Here is a 17,341-nt window from a genome sequence, read left to right as displayed (position 1 = left end):
AGTCCCCGGCCTCCAGTGCTTGGTCCAGCGAGCATCCCGGCTGGACCAGGACATCGCGGTAGCGGCGCATTACTTGTCCTGGTTGCGCAGGCGCTCGCGGCGAGCACGCTTGCCCGAGGCGTCGCGCATGAAGTCGCTGTAGGCGGACGGGATTTCGCGCTCGAAGAAGACTGCGCGAGCAACCTCCGCGCACACCTCGTATGCCTCCTTCGCAGCCCCCTTCACCGCCACGTACACCGTGACGAACGGAAGAAGCACGAGGAGCAGCGCCACTTTCAGTGCTGCGATGTACTTGTCCTTCGACTTTTCGTAGGGTTGCTTCATTGCGGGTTGATCCAGATGACGTTCTCGCGTTGGCGACACTCGTGGGTGTCGGGGAACTGGTGGCCGAAGCATGCGTGGCTGGCGCACCGCTCATCGGCGTGGAACACGCAGTCGGTACACTCGGAGTAGTCCGCCGGGATGGCGATAAGCCCGTCGTCGCGCTCGATGACGAGTCCGTTGTGGGTCTTCATCGCTCACTTCTCCAGCGTGTAGCGGACGTACTGCTGGCCCGTGCAGTCACGGCGGCGGACCTTCGAGATGCGGACGCCCGCGCCCTGAATCTCGGTGATGCGGCGCGACAGCGAGCGCACACGATGCACGGCGTTCGCTTCAACGTTGGTGATGCTTCCCACCGACTTGAGATGGCGGAGGACGGTCTGGGCTTGCGGGGTGAGTTTCATGGTCTGCGTGTCTTTCACGGTGGGTGTGGTTGAGAGACGGCGGCTTCTCGGTCCGGTGCCGCCGATACCGGTGTTACTGCTGCGCTGCTTGGTCGGCCTGCGCGACCGTTGCCGGGCCTGCGACGACATCACGCAACGCCGATGCAACCTGGCGAGCCTGGCGCGTCGCTGCGCGGTGTGCGTTCGCCTTGGAGACCTTCACTGCTGCGGCCTGGAGCGCGGCTTCGCACTTCTTCTGCTCCTTCTCGGCGGCAGATTCGAGGGCGACAGCGAACTTGGTGAGGAGCTTGAGGAGGAACTGGATCATGTGAGTTCTCGGATGAAAATTCGGATGTGGGGGTCTTCGCCCAGAACGGGGAAGCGCTTGCGGACTGCGAGCTGCATGATCTGGCGGTCGTCTTCCCACCAGCCCTCGTCAGTGAGGGTGTCCATCACGCCTTTCGCGAAGTTGTCCACGTCTCCCATCGGCGTCGTGAACTTCGACTTGGCGATGGGCTTGCAGACGAACTCCAGGATCACTTCGAGTTCGCCCGTGTATTGGGAGTCCAGCTTGGGAAGCGCCGCCGCGATGGCCTTCTGATAGACCTTGTATGCAGCGGGCATGTACGTACTGCCGAACTTCGTCACACGCGGACGCGGAGCCGGGGTCGGCACCACGTCCACGCGCAAATCAGAAGTCTTGATCGTCACTCGACGTGCTCGAATCGTCCGATTCGTCTTCGTTCAGCGACGGCGTACCCTCGTCGTTCTCGTAGTCTTCCGACTCGTCCTCGAAGCCGAGGTCCGATTGAGCGCGGCGCTCCAGAAGCTTGATGCCGTTGAGGTAGAGCGTGACGCCCTTGTTGCTGCCCGTGTCGTACTCGGCAGCAGCAACCGACATACGACCGTAGTCGCCGCTCTTGGCGGATTCCTTCAGCGTTGTCTTGCCGTCAGCGGCCTTCTGTTCGGGCTTCTGCTTAGACTTGGCCGTGATGACCCAGAAGCCGCGCAAGCGCTCCTTCTTGTCGTTGCCATCTTCTGCTGCTGCGTCGGCCAGCGCCGAGCCGTCCTTCGCGGGCTTCGCGTCGTTCTTGCCCTTTGCCGCCTTGTGCAGCTCGTTGAGCTTCTTCGCGAACGCGTCGTTCTCCGCAACGCCCTGCTCCAGCAGGATCGCGCACTTGAACTTGCCCTTGCCGTATTCCGAGTTGTCCGGCTTGTCGAGCCACGCATACTGGAAGACACCCTTCGGAGTCACGAACTTTCCGACGATCTTGGACTTGCCTTTCTTTGCTTCAGCCATGTGTTTGCTTTGTGTAGATGTGAAAAAGCCCGCTTGCGCGGGCCGGGGTTGTTAGGGTCGTCACCCTGTGCGGGGTTATTCCTTTTCGGTGATCGTCGTCTCGCCAACCTTCGTCGCATTCGAGATGCCCCGGATGCTCGGGAGCACTTCGCCTTCGCGAATGACGAACAGCGAGCCATTGAACGCGTGGCGGTAGATAGCGACCTTGCGCTCCACCATCTTCGGCGGGAGCTTGCCTTCGACCAGGTTGCGCTCCGATCGGAACTTGTGGGTGCCGTCCGTGTTGTAGCGCGGGGTCACGCGCTCCTTGCCTGCCTCGTCGCGGAGCGTCACGTCGAGGCGGTTGTGGCCGCGCACGAACGCCACGCCCACCACGACCTCGCGGGTGTGCGGCGTGTGGAACTCGGTGCCCGCGATGAAGCGTTCGAGGAACGGCTTCGCCGGGACGGCCGCAACGTTCACCGTGGCTGTGGTCAGCTTGGCCTTGAGTTGGTCCGCCAGGCTCGGAGCCTGCGACTCCACGTAGATGAACGCCACACAGGCTCTGTTGGCGCCGTCCGGGGTGAAGCAGCCGTAGCTACTCGTGCTGCCCTCGTAGTACACGTTCGCCACCTTGCCCGACGGGAGCGGTTCGATACGCGTCACGCGGCGGTCCCTGCCGCCATCCTTGATGCGGAACACCGTGCCCGCTTCGAGCGCGGCCTTCATCTGGTGGAAGTCGGTGTACGGGAGTTTCTTGAAGGTCTGCATAGCGTTTATTCGGTTATCAAATCACTTATCAGTGACTCGCTTTACTTTACGAGAAGAAAAATTCGGAGTCGAGGACGCGTTCCACGTCCAGGTTGCCGAGCGGAGGGACTTCAGGGACATCCGGGCACCCTGAGTGTGCGATGACGGACTGCCGCCATTGCTCCAGGGTGTCGTTGTTGTACAGCGCGACGAATTGCTGCTTGGTGACTTCAAGGAGAATGTCGCTGCTCTCTGCATGACAGCCGAACGAGTCGTGGACGAACGCCAGGTCGCGAACGCCCCGGTGCTTCATCTCGACACACACGAGTGCCAGGTGGGCCGCGTCGAACGAATGGACCACGTTCGGGGCCGCACCGAGCTTCTGCTTACCCGGCTTGAAGCCCGCGTCTGGTTCCTCGAATCGCACAGTGACATCGCCGTGGAGCGTGCGGATGCGCTTCTCGCCGGTCTTGTAGTACGCCTGCTTCCCGGTGAAGCCACTGGGCGTATCCCACACGAGGGGAAGCCCGCGCTCCTCCAAGAACACGGCGACCGAGCGGAAGTAGTCCATCGCGCGGCGCGGGGCCTCGATGGATTCGTCCAGCGCACCGACGATCTTCTGCGTCAGGTACTCCGCAGCGGCGTAGCGCTCCTTCCCGTTGGCAATGTGATCCGCGAAGCCGTCCTGAACCAGTTGGGTCAGGATGCCGCGCTCGGACACGCCGTAGGGGGTCGTCATCACGGCCCGCTTCACGGTCTTACGCTCCACCTTGCCGACCCAGAGGGAGGCCATAGCCATCGTGGCGCTATTCACCACGTCGCGCTGCACTTCAGCAGCCACTACCTCACACACGGCCTTGTAGATGTCCTCGCGCTTGCCCGTGGGGAGCACGTTGACGCGGACGGCAGACTTCTCGTCCTTCATGAGGGCCGCGAGATGCTGGATACCGGAGCACGTCGCGTCGTAGCGGCAGACCATGCGCGACTCGAAGCCCTCGCACGTCCCGTTCGCCAGCATAAAATCAGCGACTCGCTTTACTTCCAGGCACGCTGCAAGGAACTCCCACGGGGAGTCGCACGTGCTCCAGAACTCGAACGCCTTGTGGTCGTCCAGCGGGTCTGTGGCGACGGCAAGGATGCCCTCCAGGTGATCCATCGTCCACTGCGCACGCTCCGCGATGGGGAGCTTGTCCTCACCGAAGTAGTTGGCCGTGTTGACGCGAATCCAGTACCAGCCCCGGTCGGTCAGAGGGACCGGCTCCGAAAACTCCAGGATGCCCTTGACGAGGGAATCGCCCTGCGTGTGAAGGTCCTGGGGACGCGGGTAGAAGCGGCCACGGAAGTCCGCGTAGTGCGGAAACCACAGCGCAGGAAATTCCGACAGCTCCTCGGCCATCTGGAGCATCCCCCAGAGCTTCAGGCGCATCCCGGCGTTGCGTGCGTTCTCCGTGTGGATGCGCTCGCGCTCGCGGATGTGCGCCTTGAACTCGTCGGACTTCTTGTCCAGGTGCTCCGGGTACTCCGGCAACGCCAGCTCGTCGCTGCTCGGGAAGCCCGGAACCTCCAGGCCGCGAGCCTTGCACTGCATCGCGACAGACAGCACATCACGGTTGATGCGCCAGCGGGTCTTCTGGATGTGGTTCAGGGCCTCCAGATGCGCTCCCTTCAGGGGCAGGTCCAGGGCGGAGGTGTGGGAGTTGGCGAACTCCGTGGACTTCACGGCGTCGGTCTTGAGGGTCAGGTAGCCGCCTTGCAGCTTCGTCATGGTTTCAGTATCCAGTCAGCGTCTTCGGGGTGCCCGGATGGGCGTGTGGTGTTACGCGGTGCGGCCTTCGGCTTCGAGTTGCTTCGCCAGCTTCTTGAACAGCTTCGCCATCTCGCGCAGTTCCGACGACGAGTGCCACTGCCCGTCCACCGACACACGAATCGGGTACGCACGCGTGCCGTCGTCATGGAGGGTGACGGTCGCGCCAGCGTTGGCGTGGAACTTCGCGTCGCGGGTCGTGGCGAGGTCGTTCACGGTCTTCTTGATAGTGCTCATTTCGTTTCCTTGGTGTCGAAGTGTTCGAGGACGGCTTCCGCGACTGCGAAGGCCAGCTTCTGTTCGTACTGCGCGTCGCCAACCCGCACGGGGACCGGCAACTTCAGGTCGATGGTTTGTCCGGCGACGGTCAGCGTCGCGCGGCGATGGTCAGTGGTCTGCATATCAGTAACTCACTTTACTTGTGGACGTACGAAGGCCACGGGAACCCCATGTGAGGCCCGTGATTATAAGTGACTCGCTTTACATCTGGACGCAATAATCCTGCGGCTCGCAGATCATGGGGGCCAGGAACGGTCGTTGCAACTCGCAGGTAGTCTGGAGCCTCTCCGTGAAAGCCAGGGCGGCCTCGGTCATCCCGAAGACGAGCTTGGGCCACTTGCTCCCCTTCTCGCGCTGCTCCTTCACCTCGAACCAGCCGTTCGATTCGACCAGGAGCGCCATCACCGAGTCCCCGATGTGGACCTTCTGCTCGTGAGTCCAGTCGAGCTTCACGAGCGTTTGGGTCTTCTTCGACCACTTGTCGAACACCCGCTTATCGACTTCGCCATTGTTCCGGCGCAGCATCAGCTTGAACATGTTCACGCCGTCGAGCGCGTGCTCCTTGCGATGCTTCTCGGCTTCTCGCTCGGCTCGCGCCCACTCCTGGTACTCCAGTTCGTGGCGCAGACGAGCTGCGCAAGTAACCCGAACGCTGGTCCAGCCGGCGTCCACCGGATTCGCCAGGGCTGTGAGGACGGCACATGCAGCGATGGTCTCCGCATCGAGTGCCCCGAACACCGCATGGGCGTCCGCGATACGTCGCGTGTTCGGGTCTTCCAGCTTGGCGGCGTAGTCGGCCTGGGCCTTCTTCACTGCCTCCACCATCGGACGGATGATGTCCGAGGCGATGCGCTGACCATGCTGGACTTCACCGAGGTCTCGGGAAGTCGTGGTGCCGTCCTCTTTCTCGCGGATGAGGGTCCTGCGGTAGCGCTCGATGCCGCGCTGAACCTGGAAGTGCTCCCAGGATCGCTGCGCTGCTACGTCGTGTGCCCCTACAGGGACCGGCTTTTCCGTGTACGAAAACGTGCCGGGTGTAACTACTTGATTCGATTCGCTGTCAGATGCGAGCAAAATCTTTCCCCTTAAAAATCAATTACATAGGGAATCGATTGCACCGAGCTAACGTTGTAGCAAATCTTTACACGGCGGCGGCCGCGCGGCCGAAGGCGGCGGGCTCAAAAGGCGTTTAGCCCGCGTCGCTCAACAACACGCCCTTCTTGAAGATGAAGCAGCCGTAGCCGCGCAGCTCGCCGGTGACGATCACCGCGTAAGCCTGCTGCGCGCGCTCGTAGAACGCGAACCGGTCGACACCCGTAAGCGGCACCGCACGCCCTTCCGCGCGGTCGATCTCGGCCTGCACCTCGCGCTGCACGGGCGGCACCGCCGCCGCATCGCCGACGACTTCCATCCGCCATGCAGGCGTGTCGACGAACGTGTCGAGCGGCAGCACGGACAGCACCGCGCGCACGACGCGCGCCGAATCCGCACCGTCGATCCGCAATGCGCGGCCGACCACCGTGTGCTCCGCGACGGATTCCGCCGGGAAGTTTGCATCGCAGATCGCGATTTCGTCGCCGTGGCCCATCGCGCGCAGCGTGTGCAGGATGTCGGCGTGCAGCAGCGGGTCGAGATTCTTCAGCATGTCGGCTAGTCTCCGGGATCAGGAACGAACCGCATAACGTTACCCGATCCCGGTGGCCGCTGCGCGTGCATCGCTCGCGTCACGACGCCGCGGCCGGCATTTCGTCGATGAAGCCCGTCACTGACGCGAGGCGGCCCGACGCGTCGACGGTGCCGAAGTCCGAACCCTTCACGATCGCCGCGCCATCGGGCGACACGAGCGCCCACGAGAAGCGCAGGTGCGGGCCGAACCCGTCGACGTCGGTCGTGCGGCGGAAGCGGAACGCGGGGAAGCGCGCCTGCACGGCCGCGATCATCGCGTCGATGCCGGCGTGGCCGTCGCCGGTCATCAGCGGATCGCGATAGGCCGCGTCGCTCGCGTAGGTCGCGTCGATCAGCGCGCGGCGACGCGCGACGTCGGGTTCGTTCCAGGCGTCGATGTAGCGGTCGATCAGGTCGGCGTGAACGGACGAAGCGGACGATGCGGATTGGGCGGTGTTCATGGCGAGGCTCCTTGGGTCGATGAGAGGACGATGTCGCGAACGTCGCGCGTTGCGTATTGCGTGTTCGCGTGCAGACATCGTCGCCGGCCTCGCACGGGCGGTCGATTACGTGACAGGTAAGGAATTCGCACCGTCTGCGCGAGAGGTGCTGCGTGCGCCGGATCGTGAATTCGCCGCCGCAATGACAACGGGCGCCCGAAGGCGCCCGCATCGTTCGGCGGCAACGGCCGCGCGCGTCAGGTCACCGGCGCCGGGTTGAACAGCGTCAGCGCATTCGCGAGCTTCCATTGCTCGGCCCACGTGCGGCGCTTGCCGCTCGCGACGTCGAGCATCAACCGGAACAGTGCCCAGCCCGTGTCCTCGATCGTGGCCGCGCCGGTCGCGATCTGCCCCGCGTCGAGATCCATCAGGTCGTGCCAGCGGCGCGCGAGATCGCTGCGCGTCGCGACCTTGATCACCGGCACCTGCGCGAGGCCGTACGGCGTGCCGCGGCCCGTCGTGAAAATATGCAGGTTCATCCCGGCTGCGAGCTGCAGCGTGCCGCAAATAAAGTCGCTCGCGGGCGTCGCCGCATACAGCAGCCCCTTCTGCTTCGCGCGATCGCCGGGACGCACGACGCCGGCGATCGGCGCGCTGCCCGACTTCACGATCGAGCCCATCGCCTTCTCGACGATGTTCGACAGGCCGCCCTTCTTGTTGCCGGGCGTCGTGTTCGCGCTGCGGTCGACGCGGCCGCGCTGCAGGTAGCGGTCGTACCAGTCCATCTCGCGGATGATCTCGCGCGCCACGTCCTCGTTCGCCGCCCGTGACGTGAGCTGCGCGACACCGTCGCGCACTTCCGTCACCTCGGAGAACATGATCGTCGCGCCCGCACGCACCAGCAGATCGGCCGCGAAGCCGACGGCCGGGTTCGCGGTGAGCCCCGAGAACGCGTCGCTGCCGCCGCACTGCACGCCGACGACGAGATCGGATGCCGGGCACGTCTCGCGGCGGCGGCGGTTGAGCCGCTCAAGATGCGATTCGGCCATCTTCATGATCGAGTCGATCATCGAGTTGAAGCCGACGTGCGCGGCGTCCTGCAGGCACACCACGCCGCCGTTGTCGGTCGCACCGTCGGCCGCGACCGGAATCGTGCCGGGCGGCAGCAGGCGCTCGGGCTGCAGCTTCTCGCAGCCGAGGCTCACGGTCATCACCTCGCCGCCGAAATTCGGATTCAGGCTGATGTTGCGCAGCGTGCGAATCGGGATGTCGGCATCGGGCGCGTCGATCGCCACGCCGCAACCGTACGTGTGTTCGAGCCCGACCACGTCGTCGACGTTCGGGTAGCGCGGCAGCAGCTCGGCCTTGATCCGCTTCACGGCGTGCTCGACGACGCCCGACACGCACTGCACGGTCGTCGTGATCGCGAGGATGTTGCGCGTGCCGACCGAGCCGTCGGCGTTACGGAAACCCTCGAACGTATAGCCTTCGAGCGGCGGCAGCGGCGGCGCGGCGCGGGTGGCAAGCGGCAGGTCGTCGAGCCCCGGCGGCTCGGGCATGCGCATCGTGCGTTCGTTGACCCAGCTGCCGCGGCGCAGCTCGACCAGCGCATAGCCGATCACCACGTTGTAGCGGACGATCGGGTCGCCGGCCGCGAGGTCGACCAGCGCAACCTTGTGCCCCTGCGGCACGCCTTCGCGCAACGTCAGCCCGTCGGCGAACGTCGCGCCCTCGGGCAAGCCGCCGTCGTTGACGACGATCGCGACGTTGTCGTCCGGATGCACACGGATATAGAGCGGGGAAGCAGTCATCGGAATTCCAGGAGTCTGTCTGCGATATCGTTAGTCATCATACGACACTCAACCTCAGTCGACGATGCTGCGTAAACCCTTATCTGGAAAGACCCTACCCTTGACCCGCCAGCAAACCGCTTGCGCCGCTCTTTCTTGCGTTGTACGATGACATACAACGACATCGCCAATTCGGCTCGTATGCCGTTCCCGACGAACCAGCACTCGCGCTAGACGGACGACACCCACCATGACTTCACCGCAAGAACTCAAACAGATCATCTCCCACGGCCTGCTGTCGTTTCCGCTGACGGATTTCGACGCCGACGGCAGCTTCCGCCCGTCCACCTATGCCGAGCGCCTGGAATGGCTCGCGCCGTACGGTGCGAGCGCGCTGTTCGCGGCCGGCGGCACCGGTGAATTCTTCTCGCTCACGCAGCGCGAGTATTCGGACGTGATCCGTGTCGCGACGGAAACCTGCAAGGGCAAGGTGCCGATCCTCGCCGGCGCGGGCGGTGCGACGCGCGTCGCGATCGAATATGCGCAGGAGGCCGAGCGCCTCGGCGCGAGCGGCGTGCTGCTGATGCCGCACTACCTGACGGAAGCCAGCCAGGAAGGGATCGCCGACCACGTCGAGCAGGTGTGCCGTGCGCTGAAGATCGGTGTCGTGGTGTACAACCGCGCGAATTCGAAGCTGAACGCCGACATGCTCGAGCGCCTCGCCGATCGTTGCCCGAACCTGATCGGCTTCAAGGACGGTGTCGGCGAAATCGAAAGCATGGTGACGATCCGCCGCCGCCTCGGCGACCGTTTCGCCTACCTCGGCGGGCTGCCGACGGCTGAAGTCTATGCGGCCGCGTACAAGGCGCTCGGCGTGCCGGTGTATTCGTCGGCCGTGTTCAACTTCATCCCGAAGACGGCGATGGCATTCTACGAAGCGATCGCGAAGGACGACCACGCCACGGTCGGCCGCCTGATCGACGAATTTTTCCTGCCGTACCTGAAGATCCGCAATCGCCGCGCGGGCTATGCGGTCAGCATCGTGAAGGCGGGCGCGAAGCTCGTCGGCCATGACGCAGGCCCGGTGCGTGCGCCGCTCGTCGATCTCACCGACGATGAAGCAGCGGAGCTCGACGTGCTGATCAAGAAGATGGGGCCGCAATAAGCGGCGTTCGCCGGCGGCGCGCGATCTTCATCGGCGCCGCACGCCGGCGCCCCCGCGCGCCGTATCCGCATCACGCAATGGCCGCGCGGCTCGACGAGCCGGCGCGGCCATTGCGTTACATCTGCGCGATCGCGCCGATGATCCGCTGACGCACGCCGGCGAGCGTGCGCTGCGTCTCGTCGATTCCCTTGCGCGCCGCGATCGGCCGGCCGCGCGCGGGCGACTCGGCACCCACGATCTGTTCCAGCACGTCGCGATCGACGACCGCATCGAAGAACCGCCCGACCGTCAACATCGCGTACTGCTTCGCGGTCGCGAGATGCGTGTTGGCCTGCGTCAGTTCTTCGGCGCGCTGCGCACCGTTGGGCTCGTCGATGCTGCGGCGGTGCTTCAGCGCGAACACCACCGCCTCCATGTCGTGCCTGAAACGCTCGACGGCCCTGCCGAAGGTCAACGAATGCGGATCGGAACCCGCGACGGGCCGCCCCTGGTTGATCGTCACATCGAATTCGCTGCCGCCCAACTCGCGCTGCAGGGCGAACAGCGCGTCGGCCAGCACGCGCCCTTCGCTGTATTCGCCGATCTGGGTACGGACCGATTTCGCGACGTCGCCGATCGCTTTCCACAACCCGGCCGCGAACAGGTGGTCGCCACGTTTGCTGATGTTCATGATGCCGTTCCCTCTTGGTCTTTTTCTGGATCTCTCAGGTTTCGCCTGCGGGTCGGTCGACCCGGGGCTCCGGTACTGTATGAGAAATTCCGGCGACACGGAAGACGGCGAGATCAACGACCGCCTTTGCCCGCACGACGACGCCGGCGCTCGCCCCGGACACCGGCCCCTCTATGCCGCCTCGGCACGATCCAGATTCATTGCACACTCGGGTGCAGGCATCAGCATCAGCATCAGCATCAATTGATGCGATAGTTGATGCTTCGATCCTTTCCGGAGGCGCGCCATGCGCACGACCTTGTCCCTTGACGACGCCCTGCTTGCCAAAGCGCAGCAATTGACTGGCGTGACCGAAAAATCGGCCTTGGTGAAAGAAGCGCTGCGCGCGATGATCGCCCGCGAAAGCGCCCGGCGGCTCGCCCGTCTCGGCGGCACCGAACCTGATCTCGAATCCATCCCGCGCCGCCCGTCGGAGCCAGCATGATTCTTTTCGACGGCTCGCCGCGCATCCTGCCCACTGACGCGGCGAGATCGGCACCACCCAAACCTGCCATGCAAAAAAGGCGGAAGCGGCTCACCGGCCACTTCCGCCTTTTCGTTTGTTGCAACCGGCAAGCCCCCAGGCTCACCGGTCGCAATGGATCGCTCCCTCAATCGAGGTGCGTCATCACTCCGCCTTCCCGTCCCGCAGCCGCGGAATCGCGAGCGGATTGCCTTCCTGCAGCCCTTCGGGCAGCAGATCGTCCGGGAAATCCTGATAGCACACCGGCCGCAGGAAACGGTCGATCGCCGTCGCGCCGACCGACGTGACGGCCGGGTTCGACGTGGCCGGGAACGGCCCGCCGTGCACCATCGCGTCGCACACCTCGACGCCGGTCGGGTAGCCGTTGACCAGCAGGCGGCCCGCCTTGCGTTCGAGGATCGGCAGCAGCCGGCGCGCGAGCGGCTTGTCGTCGGCGTCCATCTGCAGCGTGGCCGTCAGCTGGCCTTCGAGTGCTTCGAGCACGCGCGCGACTTCGTCGAGATCACGGCAACGCACGATCAGCGACGCCGGCCCGAACACCTCGTGGCTGAATGCCGGCTCGGCCAGGAACGCCTGCGCACCGACTTCGTACAGCGCGCCGCCGGCCTGGCAGTCGGTCTGCGCCGCCTCGCCCGCGCCGATTTCGCGCACGCCCGGCAGCTCGGCCAGCTTGCCGCGACCATTGCGATACGCATCGGCGATGCCACGCGTGAGCATCACGCCGGCCGGCTTCTTCGCGAGCGCCTGCGCGGCGACCGTCTCGAAGCGGTCGAGATCAGGGCCGTCGATTGCGAGCACGAGGCCCGGGTTGGTACAGAACTGGCCGACGCCGAGCGTCAGCGAATCGACGAAGCCCGTCGCGATCGCGTCGCCGCGCGCGGTAAGCGCCGCCGGGAACAGCACGACCGGGTTGATGCTGCTCATTTCCGCATAAACGGGAATCGGCTGCGGACGCGCGTTCGCGTGCTGCACGAGCGCCATCCCGCCCTGCCGCGACCCGGTGAAACCGACGGCCTGGATCGCCGGATGGCTGACCAGCGCCGCGCCGATCACACGACCGGGGCCGACCAGCAGCGAGAACACGCCCGCCGGCATGCCGGTTTTCGCGACGGCGGCGCGGATCGCGCGGCCGACCAGCTCGGACGTGCCGAGGTGCGCCTCGTGCGCCTTCACGATCACCGGGCAGCCGGCCGCGAGCGCCGACGCGGTATCGCCGCCCGCCACCGAGAATGCGAGCGGGAAATTGCTCGCGCCGAACACGGCGACGGGCCCGAGCGCGACTTTCTGCAGCCGCAGGTCCGAACGCGGCAGCGGCGTACGCGCCGGCTGCGCGGGATCGATCGACGCGGCGAGGAAGCGCCCGTCGCGCACGACACGCGCGAACAGCCGGAGCTGGCCGACGGTACGGCCGCGCTCGCCTTGCAGCCGCGCGACGGGCAGGCCCGTTTCGGCGTGCGCGCGCTCGATCAGCGCGTCGCCGAGCGCGACGATTTCATCCGCGATCGCGTCAAGAAACGCCGCGCGGGCCGCGAGCGGCTGCGTGCGGTACGCATCGAACGCGTCGCGTGCGAGCTCGCACGCGCGGTCGACGTCGGCCTGCGTCGCGACGCCGAACGCCGGGGCCTCGATCGGCGCGCCTTTCGTCGGGTCGAACGCCAGCAAGGTGCCTGCCGAGCCGGCCACCGCTTCGGCGCCGATCAGCATCTCTCCTGTCAGTTGCATGGGATGTGCTCCGTGGTTCGGGAATGGATTGCTCATTGTAGCGCAACAGATACGATGTCTGCCGACAACCTCGCATCATTCGCGCCGCCTGCGAAGGCGCCGACGATACACGCGCAAGCCTTGTCCGGCCAGCATATCGCGACTTTCCCACACTGTGATGACTATCCCCAAAGGGAAAACCCGAGGTTTCTGAATCCGGACATTCTCAATAAACTTTCGCTCATGTCATACGACGACGTACATTTAAAGTGAGCAATCAGACCTCCCCTCGCGAGCTTCCGCTCGACCTCGCGCGCACCGCGCGCCGGACCGCCGTGCGCTACTGGATCCTCGCGATGCTGTTCGTCGTCACGACGCTCAACTATGCGGACCGCGCGACGCTGTCGATCACCGGCACGCCGATCCGCAAGGCGTTCGGCATCGATCCGGTGACGATGGGCTACATCTTTTCGGCGTTCAGTTGGGCGTACGTGCTCGCGCAACTGCCGAGCGGCTGGCTGCTCGACCGCTTCGGCGCGCGACGCGTGTATGCGGCGAGCATCTTCCTGTGGTCGGCGTTCACGCTGCTGCAGAGCACGATCGGCCTCGGCGGCAGCGCCGCGTTCGCGGTCGCCGCGCTGTTCGCGATGCGCTTCGCGGTCGGCATCGCCGAAGCCCCGGCCTTTCCGGCGAACGCGAAGGTCGTGGCGAGCTGGTTCCCGACCGCCGAGCGCGGCACCGCGTCGGCGATCTTCAACGCAGCGCAGTACTTCGCGGCCGTGGTGTTCTCGCCGCTGATGGCGTGGCTCACGCATGCGTACGGCTGGCACCAGGTGTATCTGTGGCTCGGCCTCGCGGGCATCGCGCTCGCGTTCCTGTGGCTGCGGGTCATGAAGGATCCGGCCGACCATCCGGCCGTGAACCGAGCGGAACTCGAGCATATCGAGCAGGGCGGCGGACTGGTGCGCACCGCCGCGCGCAGCAGCAACGGCGCGCGCGCGGAGGGCAGCCGCGTGGCCGGCTGGTACTACGTGCGCCAACTGCTGTGGAACCGGATGCTGATCGGCGTGTACCTCGGCCAGTACTGCGTGAACGTGCTCACCTACTTCTTCCTCACGTGGTTCCCGATCTATCTCGTGCAGGCACGCGGGATGTCGCTGCTGAAGGCCGGCTTCATGACGTCGCTGCCCGCGATCTGCGGGTTCCTCGGCGGCGTGCTCGGCGGGATGCTGTCGGACGGGCTGATCCGTCGCGGCGTGTCGCTCACGCTCGCGCGCAAGATCCCGATCGTCGGCGGGATGGCGCTGTCGATGGTCATCATCGGCTGCAACTACGTCGACAGCGAAGTGCTGGTGATCGTGCTGATGGCCGTGTCGTTCTTCGGCAAGGGGATCGGCTCGCTGGGCTGGGCCGTCGTCGCGGATACCGCGCCGAAGGAAGCGATCGGCCTGTCGGGCAGCCTGTTCAACATGTTCGGCAACACGGCCGGCATCGTCGCGCCGATCGCGATCGGTTACCTCGTCGGCGCGAGCGGCTCGTTCAACGGCGCGCTCGTGTTCGTCGGGCTGAACGCGCTCGTCACCGTATTCAGCTATCTCGTGATCGTGAAGGACATCAAACGCGTCGAACTGCGTCATCGCGACGCCTGACGCTCGGCTTCAAGACAAAACGACGGCGGCCGCATAAAACGGCCGCCGTCGTTGCATTCGACCGCCGGTATCCGCGGTCAGATCGACGAATGCGCGACGCGCAGCATGTCGTGCACGCCCGACGTCATCAGCGCGAGGAACGCGAGCAGGCCCACGTAGCAGAGCGCGTACGTCGTCTTCGTCTCGATCGACGTCGCGTAGTACACGCGGTTCTCCGGCGCGTCGGGGTCGTAGCGCCACGCACGCTTCAGCTGCGGCAGCGCGAGGATCGCCATCACGATCAGCAGCGGGCTCGGGCGGTACACGAACAGCGCGATCAGCACCGGCACGCCCGCGAACCAGATGCGCGGCGACAGCACCGCGGTGATCCGCCCGCCGTCGAACGGCGACAGCGGAATCATGTTGAACAGGTTCAGGAAGAAGCCCGTGTACGACAGCGCGAGCAGCAGGTTGCTGTCATAGTGGCGCGCGGCCGCGTAGCAGGCCAGCGCACCGAGCGTGCCGACGAACGGCCCGGCGAGCCCGACGTACGCCTCGGTTTCCGCGTCGTGCGGCATCTCCTTCAGCTGGATCCACGCGCCGACGAACGGGATGAAGGTCGGCAGCCCGACGTCGAGCCCGCGCCGCTGCGCGGCGATGTAATGGCCGGCCTCGTGCACCAGCAGCAGCGCCACGAAACCGGCCGCGAACCGCCAGCCGTAGAACACCGCGTAGACCGCGATCGACGCCAGCATGGTGCCCGCCGACACGAGCACCTTGCCGAGCTTGAGGCCGCCGAAGATCAGCAGCAACAGCTTCGTCATTCCTTGCGCTCCGTGCCGGATGCGTCGGAGACGCTGGATGCCTCGGCGACGGCCGGCACCGCGGCTGCCTTCGGCTTGCGCCCGAAGAAGCGCTTCAACGCCGCGCCGCCGGCCAGCAGCGCGACCGCGCCGATCTTGAAGAACTTCACCGCGAACGCGCCGATCAGCGCGAGCAAGCCAAGCTTCTTCGCGCCGACGCCGACGATCAGCGCCGCAAGGCCGTACTCGGCGACGTGGTCGGTCGACTTGTTGAAATCGGCATAGCGCTTGCCATCGTTGAAGCGGATGTTCGACAGCAGCTCGTCGGCCGACGCCTTGTATTTCGGCAGATCGGCAAGCGTCGACGCCATCGTCAGCGACAGGTAGCCGTCACGGCCGAGCACGAGCGTCCGGTAGTTCACGCCGTCGTTCTCGGCATTCGGGGCCGCGCCCTTGTCGCGGATGATCGCGGACCACACGAGCCGGTGCGTGGCTGCGTCGTAGGCGGGCGCCTTCGCCCAGCCGACCACCTCGGTCTCCGGCAGGCCGCGCTCCTTGCGCCCCGGGTTGTCTTCCTCGGTGCCGGACTGCAGGCTCTTCAGCAGCTCGTCGGGTTTCCAGTCCTTCGCATCGTCATCGCGGATATAGCCGCTCGGCTCGAACGACACGACCGAGATCCAGTCGGCATCGGGATCGTCGGGCAGTACGAGGCCGACCAGCTTGGATTCGTCGATCGAGTTGCCCATCGAGCGCAGGTAGCGGCCGGCTTCGGCGGCCGGCACGAACGATTCACCGGCTTTCAGCTTCAGCACGGCTTCGTGTTTCACGTCGATGTCGGTCGGGCCCTTCACGACCGCGTCGTTGGCGGCCGCGGCGGCGGCCCTCATTTCCACCTGCGCAGATTCGGTCTGCGCGTGGCCGGTGGTCGCGGCGAATGCAAGCGTCGCCACGCAGGCGAGCCGGACGGCAAGTTTTTTCATTGTTGGATTCCCCTGGAATGCCTTGTCGTAAATATGCACGGCACCGGCCCAGGCGCTTTCAATCGCGGGTCCGGCGTCGTCTCTCAGTTGGCACGGGGGCTATGGTAACGCAGCGCGGTGACACGCCCGGGGAACGGCGAGATGCTTACGTCGCAGGTAATGTCCATGGTGCGCGGGATTGCCTATCATCTGCTGCATGAACCCGACCGCCGCCCTCCATTCGCCCTCCCCATCCGCCGGCCGCGCGCCCGGCATCGGCCCGCTGTTGCGCACGTGGCGGCAACGCCGGCGCCTGAGCCAGATGGCGCTTGCGCTCGACGCGGAAGTTTCCGCGCGCCATCTGAGCTTCGTCGAATCGGGCCGCGCGCAGCCGAGCCGCGAGATGGTGCTGCATCTCGCCGAGCGTCTCGACGTGCCGCTGCGCGAACGCAATGCGCTGCTCGTCGCGGCCGGCTTCGCGCCGCTGTTTCGCGAACGGCCGTTTTCGGATCCGCAACTGGATGCCGCACGCCATGCGGTCGAAGCGGTGCTGCGCGGCCACGAGCCTTATCCGGCGCTCGCCGTGGACCGCCACTGGACGCTGCTCGCCGCAAACCGGATGCTCGGCGCGCTGGTCGCGCAGGCCGACCCGGCGCTGCTGCAGCCGCCCGTCAACGTGCTGCGGCTGAGCCTGCATCCGGACGGGCTCGCGTCGCAGATCGTCAACTGGCACGAATGGCGCGCGCACATCCTGCATCGGCTGCAGCGGCAGATCGATGCGAGCGGCGACCGCACGCTGCACACGCTGCGCGACGAACTCGCCGCATATCCGGCGCCGGCCGGCCAGCCCGACGACACGCAGGCGCGCACCGATTTCGCGGATATCGCCGTGCCGCTGCGGCTGCGCACGGCAGCCGGCGAGCTGACGTTCTTCAGCACGACGACGGTGTTCGGCACGCCGGTCGACGTGACGCTGTCGGAACTTGCGATCGAGGCGTTCTTTCCGGCGAACCCGGAGACGGTGGACGCGATGCGGGCGCTGGCGGACGCGTTGCCGGCGGAGTAATGTCGGCGTGCGGGTCGGCGGCGTGCACATCCCGCTCTCGTCGGATCGTTGCGTTTGCACACTACAATGAGCGCCATCCGCGCCGGATCTCGCCATCGCGTTTGCCACGGGCCGG

22 protein-coding genes are annotated in these 17,341 nt (G+C 65.7%); 4 read left to right on the top strand and 18 right to left on the bottom strand.

Annotation, left to right across the window (positions count from 1 at the left end; genetic code table 11):
• Window positions 1–69 precede the first annotated feature (69 nt).
• From CFB82_RS19930 to garD, 14 genes are all read right to left on the bottom strand, one after another.
• Window positions 70–324, bottom strand: coding sequence for a hypothetical protein (locus CFB82_RS19930; RefSeq protein WP_089484956.1), 255 nt, complete (start codon window positions 322–324; stop codon window positions 70–72).
• Entirely contained in the window at window positions 321–515 is a 195-nt protein-coding gene (locus CFB82_RS19925; protein WP_089484955.1) for a hypothetical protein, read from the bottom strand. The genes CFB82_RS19930 and CFB82_RS19925 overlap by 4 nt, the downstream gene beginning before the upstream one ends.
• A gap of 3 nt (window positions 516–518) precedes the next feature.
• On the bottom strand, window positions 519–725 hold the full coding sequence (locus CFB82_RS43300) for a helix-turn-helix domain-containing protein (RefSeq protein WP_179255422.1): 207 nt from the start codon (window positions 723–725) through the stop codon (window positions 519–521).
• A 73-nt stretch (window positions 726–798) separates the two neighbouring features.
• Complete coding sequence (locus tag CFB82_RS19915; protein ID WP_089484953.1) at window positions 799–1,032, bottom strand: hypothetical protein; 234 nt, start codon at window positions 1,030–1,032, stop codon at window positions 799–801.
• Complete coding sequence (locus tag CFB82_RS19910) at window positions 1,029–1,415, bottom strand: RusA family crossover junction endodeoxyribonuclease (protein WP_179255421.1); 387 nt, start codon at window positions 1,413–1,415, stop codon at window positions 1,029–1,031. Before CFB82_RS19910 ends, CFB82_RS19915 begins: the two co-directional genes overlap by 4 nt.
• On the bottom strand, window positions 1,396–1,959 hold the full coding sequence (locus tag CFB82_RS19905) for an ssDNA-binding protein (protein ID WP_179255420.1): 564 nt from the start codon (window positions 1,957–1,959) through the stop codon (window positions 1,396–1,398). The genes CFB82_RS19910 and CFB82_RS19905 overlap by 20 nt, the downstream gene beginning before the upstream one ends.
• Window positions 1,960–2,079: 120 nt before the next feature.
• A complete protein-coding gene (locus CFB82_RS19900) occupies window positions 2,080–2,754 on the bottom strand; it encodes a hypothetical protein (RefSeq protein WP_089484950.1) in 675 nt (224 codons plus the stop codon).
• 46 nt (window positions 2,755–2,800) lie between these two features.
• A complete protein-coding gene (locus CFB82_RS19895; protein ID WP_089484949.1) occupies window positions 2,801–4,498 on the bottom strand; it encodes a DNA-directed RNA polymerase in 1,698 nt (565 codons plus the stop codon).
• A 51-nt stretch (window positions 4,499–4,549) separates the two neighbouring features.
• A complete protein-coding gene (locus tag CFB82_RS19890) occupies window positions 4,550–4,774 on the bottom strand; it encodes a hypothetical protein (protein ID WP_089484948.1) in 225 nt (74 codons plus the stop codon).
• Window positions 4,771–4,938 carry a hypothetical protein gene (locus tag CFB82_RS43295; RefSeq protein WP_179255419.1) on the bottom strand — a complete coding sequence of 56 codons (168 nt, stop codon included), beginning with the start codon at window positions 4,936–4,938 and terminating at the stop codon, window positions 4,771–4,773. Before CFB82_RS43295 ends, CFB82_RS19890 begins: the two co-directional genes overlap by 4 nt.
• Before the next feature lie 79 nt (window positions 4,939–5,017).
• Window positions 5,018–5,890, bottom strand: a complete 873-nt coding sequence (locus tag CFB82_RS19885) for a hypothetical protein (RefSeq protein ID WP_089484947.1) — start codon at window positions 5,888–5,890, stop codon at window positions 5,018–5,020.
• Between the two features lie 115 nt (window positions 5,891–6,005).
• Entirely contained in the window at window positions 6,006–6,461 is a 456-nt protein-coding gene (locus CFB82_RS19880) for an RbsD/FucU family protein (protein WP_069252540.1), read from the bottom strand.
• A 79-nt stretch (window positions 6,462–6,540) separates the two neighbouring features.
• Entirely contained in the window at window positions 6,541–6,942 is a 402-nt protein-coding gene (locus CFB82_RS19875) for a nuclear transport factor 2 family protein (protein WP_069252541.1), read from the bottom strand.
• 236 nt (window positions 6,943–7,178) lie between these two features.
• Complete coding sequence (garD, locus tag CFB82_RS19870; protein ID WP_046546146.1) at window positions 7,179–8,732, bottom strand: galactarate dehydratase; 1,554 nt, start codon at window positions 8,730–8,732, stop codon at window positions 7,179–7,181.
• 229 nt (window positions 8,733–8,961) lie between these two features.
• On the opposite strand from garD, the gene kdgD reads away from it, so the two are divergent.
• Window positions 8,962–9,876, top strand: a complete 915-nt coding sequence (gene kdgD, locus CFB82_RS19865) for a 5-dehydro-4-deoxyglucarate dehydratase (RefSeq protein ID WP_089484946.1) — start codon at window positions 8,962–8,964, stop codon at window positions 9,874–9,876.
• 115 nt (window positions 9,877–9,991) lie between these two features.
• Here the strand turns inward: kdgD and CFB82_RS19860 are convergent, their stop codons facing one another.
• Window positions 9,992–10,546, bottom strand: a complete 555-nt coding sequence (locus CFB82_RS19860) for a hypothetical protein (protein WP_069252543.1) — start codon at window positions 10,544–10,546, stop codon at window positions 9,992–9,994.
• A gap of 286 nt (window positions 10,547–10,832) precedes the next feature.
• Between CFB82_RS19860 and CFB82_RS19855 the strand changes: the two genes are divergently transcribed.
• Window positions 10,833–11,030: a type II toxin-antitoxin system VapB family antitoxin gene (locus tag CFB82_RS19855; RefSeq protein WP_089484945.1), complete on the top strand. Its 198-nt coding sequence runs from the start codon at window positions 10,833–10,835 to the stop codon at window positions 11,028–11,030.
• A gap of 183 nt (window positions 11,031–11,213) precedes the next feature.
• On the opposite strand, the gene CFB82_RS19850 is transcribed toward CFB82_RS19855, so the two are convergent.
• A complete protein-coding gene (locus tag CFB82_RS19850) occupies window positions 11,214–12,791 on the bottom strand; it encodes an aldehyde dehydrogenase (NADP(+)) (RefSeq protein WP_089484944.1) in 1,578 nt (525 codons plus the stop codon).
• Between the two features lie 248 nt (window positions 12,792–13,039).
• Here CFB82_RS19850 and CFB82_RS19845 point away from each other — a divergent pair, with 248 nt between their 5' ends.
• Window positions 13,040–14,419 carry an MFS transporter gene (locus tag CFB82_RS19845; protein ID WP_089484943.1) on the top strand — a complete coding sequence of 460 codons (1,380 nt, stop codon included), beginning with the start codon at window positions 13,040–13,042 and terminating at the stop codon, window positions 14,417–14,419.
• 77 nt (window positions 14,420–14,496) lie between these two features.
• On the opposite strand, the gene CFB82_RS19840 is transcribed toward CFB82_RS19845, so the two are convergent.
• On the bottom strand, window positions 14,497–15,222 hold the full coding sequence (locus CFB82_RS19840) for a site-2 protease family protein (protein WP_069252547.1): 726 nt from the start codon (window positions 15,220–15,222) through the stop codon (window positions 14,497–14,499).
• Entirely contained in the window at window positions 15,219–16,181 is a 963-nt protein-coding gene (locus CFB82_RS19835; protein ID WP_089484942.1) for a DUF2167 domain-containing protein, read from the bottom strand. Before CFB82_RS19835 ends, CFB82_RS19840 begins: the two co-directional genes overlap by 4 nt.
• Before the next feature lie 196 nt (window positions 16,182–16,377).
• Between CFB82_RS19835 and CFB82_RS19830 the strand changes: the two genes are divergently transcribed.
• Window positions 16,378–17,226 carry a helix-turn-helix domain-containing protein gene (locus CFB82_RS19830; protein WP_089484941.1) on the top strand — a complete coding sequence of 283 codons (849 nt, stop codon included), beginning with the start codon at window positions 16,378–16,380 and terminating at the stop codon, window positions 17,224–17,226.
• Window positions 17,227–17,341: the final 115 nt, after the last annotated feature.

The sequence above is a fragment of the Burkholderia sp. HI2714 genome (assembly GCF_002223085.1).
GTDB classification, from domain to species: Bacteria; Pseudomonadota; Gammaproteobacteria; order Burkholderiales; family Burkholderiaceae; genus Burkholderia; species Burkholderia lata_D.
Note: the sequence above shows the minus strand (reverse complement) of the source record. Positions and strands in the feature narration are given on the sequence as shown.

Excerpts from the sequence above, each read along its gene's own strand:
- kdgD (WP_089484946.1), top strand. The coding sequence starts at position 8,962 with ATGACTTCACCGCAAGAACTCAAACAGATCATCTCCCACGGCCTGCTG.
- CFB82_RS19835 (WP_089484942.1), bottom strand. The coding sequence starts at position 16,181 with ATGAAAAAACTTGCCGTCCGGCTCGCCTGCGTGGCGACGCTTGCATTC.
- garD (WP_046546146.1), bottom strand. The coding sequence starts at position 8,732 with ATGACTGCTTCCCCGCTCTATATCCGTGTGCATCCGGACGACAACGTC.
- CFB82_RS19840 (WP_069252547.1), bottom strand. The coding sequence starts at position 15,222 with ATGACGAAGCTGTTGCTGCTGATCTTCGGCGGCCTCAAGCTCGGCAAG.
- CFB82_RS43300 (WP_179255422.1), bottom strand. The coding sequence starts at position 725 with ATGAAACTCACCCCGCAAGCCCAGACCGTCCTCCGCCATCTCAAGTCG.
- CFB82_RS19860 (WP_069252543.1), bottom strand. The coding sequence starts at position 10,546 with ATGAACATCAGCAAACGTGGCGACCACCTGTTCGCGGCCGGGTTGTGG.
- CFB82_RS19830 (WP_089484941.1), top strand. The coding sequence starts at position 16,378 with ATGAACCCGACCGCCGCCCTCCATTCGCCCTCCCCATCCGCCGGCCGC.
- CFB82_RS19900 (WP_089484950.1), bottom strand. The coding sequence starts at position 2,754 with ATGCAGACCTTCAAGAAACTCCCGTACACCGACTTCCACCAGATGAAG.
- CFB82_RS19875 (WP_069252541.1), bottom strand. The coding sequence starts at position 6,942 with ATGAACACCGCCCAATCCGCATCGTCCGCTTCGTCCGTTCACGCCGAC.
- CFB82_RS19855 (WP_089484945.1), top strand. The coding sequence starts at position 10,833 with ATGCGCACGACCTTGTCCCTTGACGACGCCCTGCTTGCCAAAGCGCAG.
- CFB82_RS19925 (WP_089484955.1), bottom strand. The coding sequence starts at position 515 with ATGAAGACCCACAACGGACTCGTCATCGAGCGCGACGACGGGCTTATC.
- CFB82_RS43295 (WP_179255419.1), bottom strand. The coding sequence starts at position 4,938 with ATGCAGACCACTGACCATCGCCGCGCGACGCTGACCGTCGCCGGACAA.
- CFB82_RS19915 (WP_089484953.1), bottom strand. The coding sequence starts at position 1,032 with ATGATCCAGTTCCTCCTCAAGCTCCTCACCAAGTTCGCTGTCGCCCTC.
- CFB82_RS19850 (WP_089484944.1), bottom strand. The coding sequence starts at position 12,791 with ATGCAACTGACAGGAGAGATGCTGATCGGCGCCGAAGCGGTGGCCGGC.
- CFB82_RS19895 (WP_089484949.1), bottom strand. The coding sequence starts at position 4,498 with ATGACGAAGCTGCAAGGCGGCTACCTGACCCTCAAGACCGACGCCGTG.
- CFB82_RS19890 (WP_089484948.1), bottom strand. The coding sequence starts at position 4,774 with ATGAGCACTATCAAGAAGACCGTGAACGACCTCGCCACGACCCGCGAC.
- CFB82_RS19880 (WP_069252540.1), bottom strand. The coding sequence starts at position 6,461 with ATGCTGAAGAATCTCGACCCGCTGCTGCACGCCGACATCCTGCACACG.
- CFB82_RS19930 (WP_089484956.1), bottom strand. The coding sequence starts at position 324 with ATGAAGCAACCCTACGAAAAGTCGAAGGACAAGTACATCGCAGCACTG.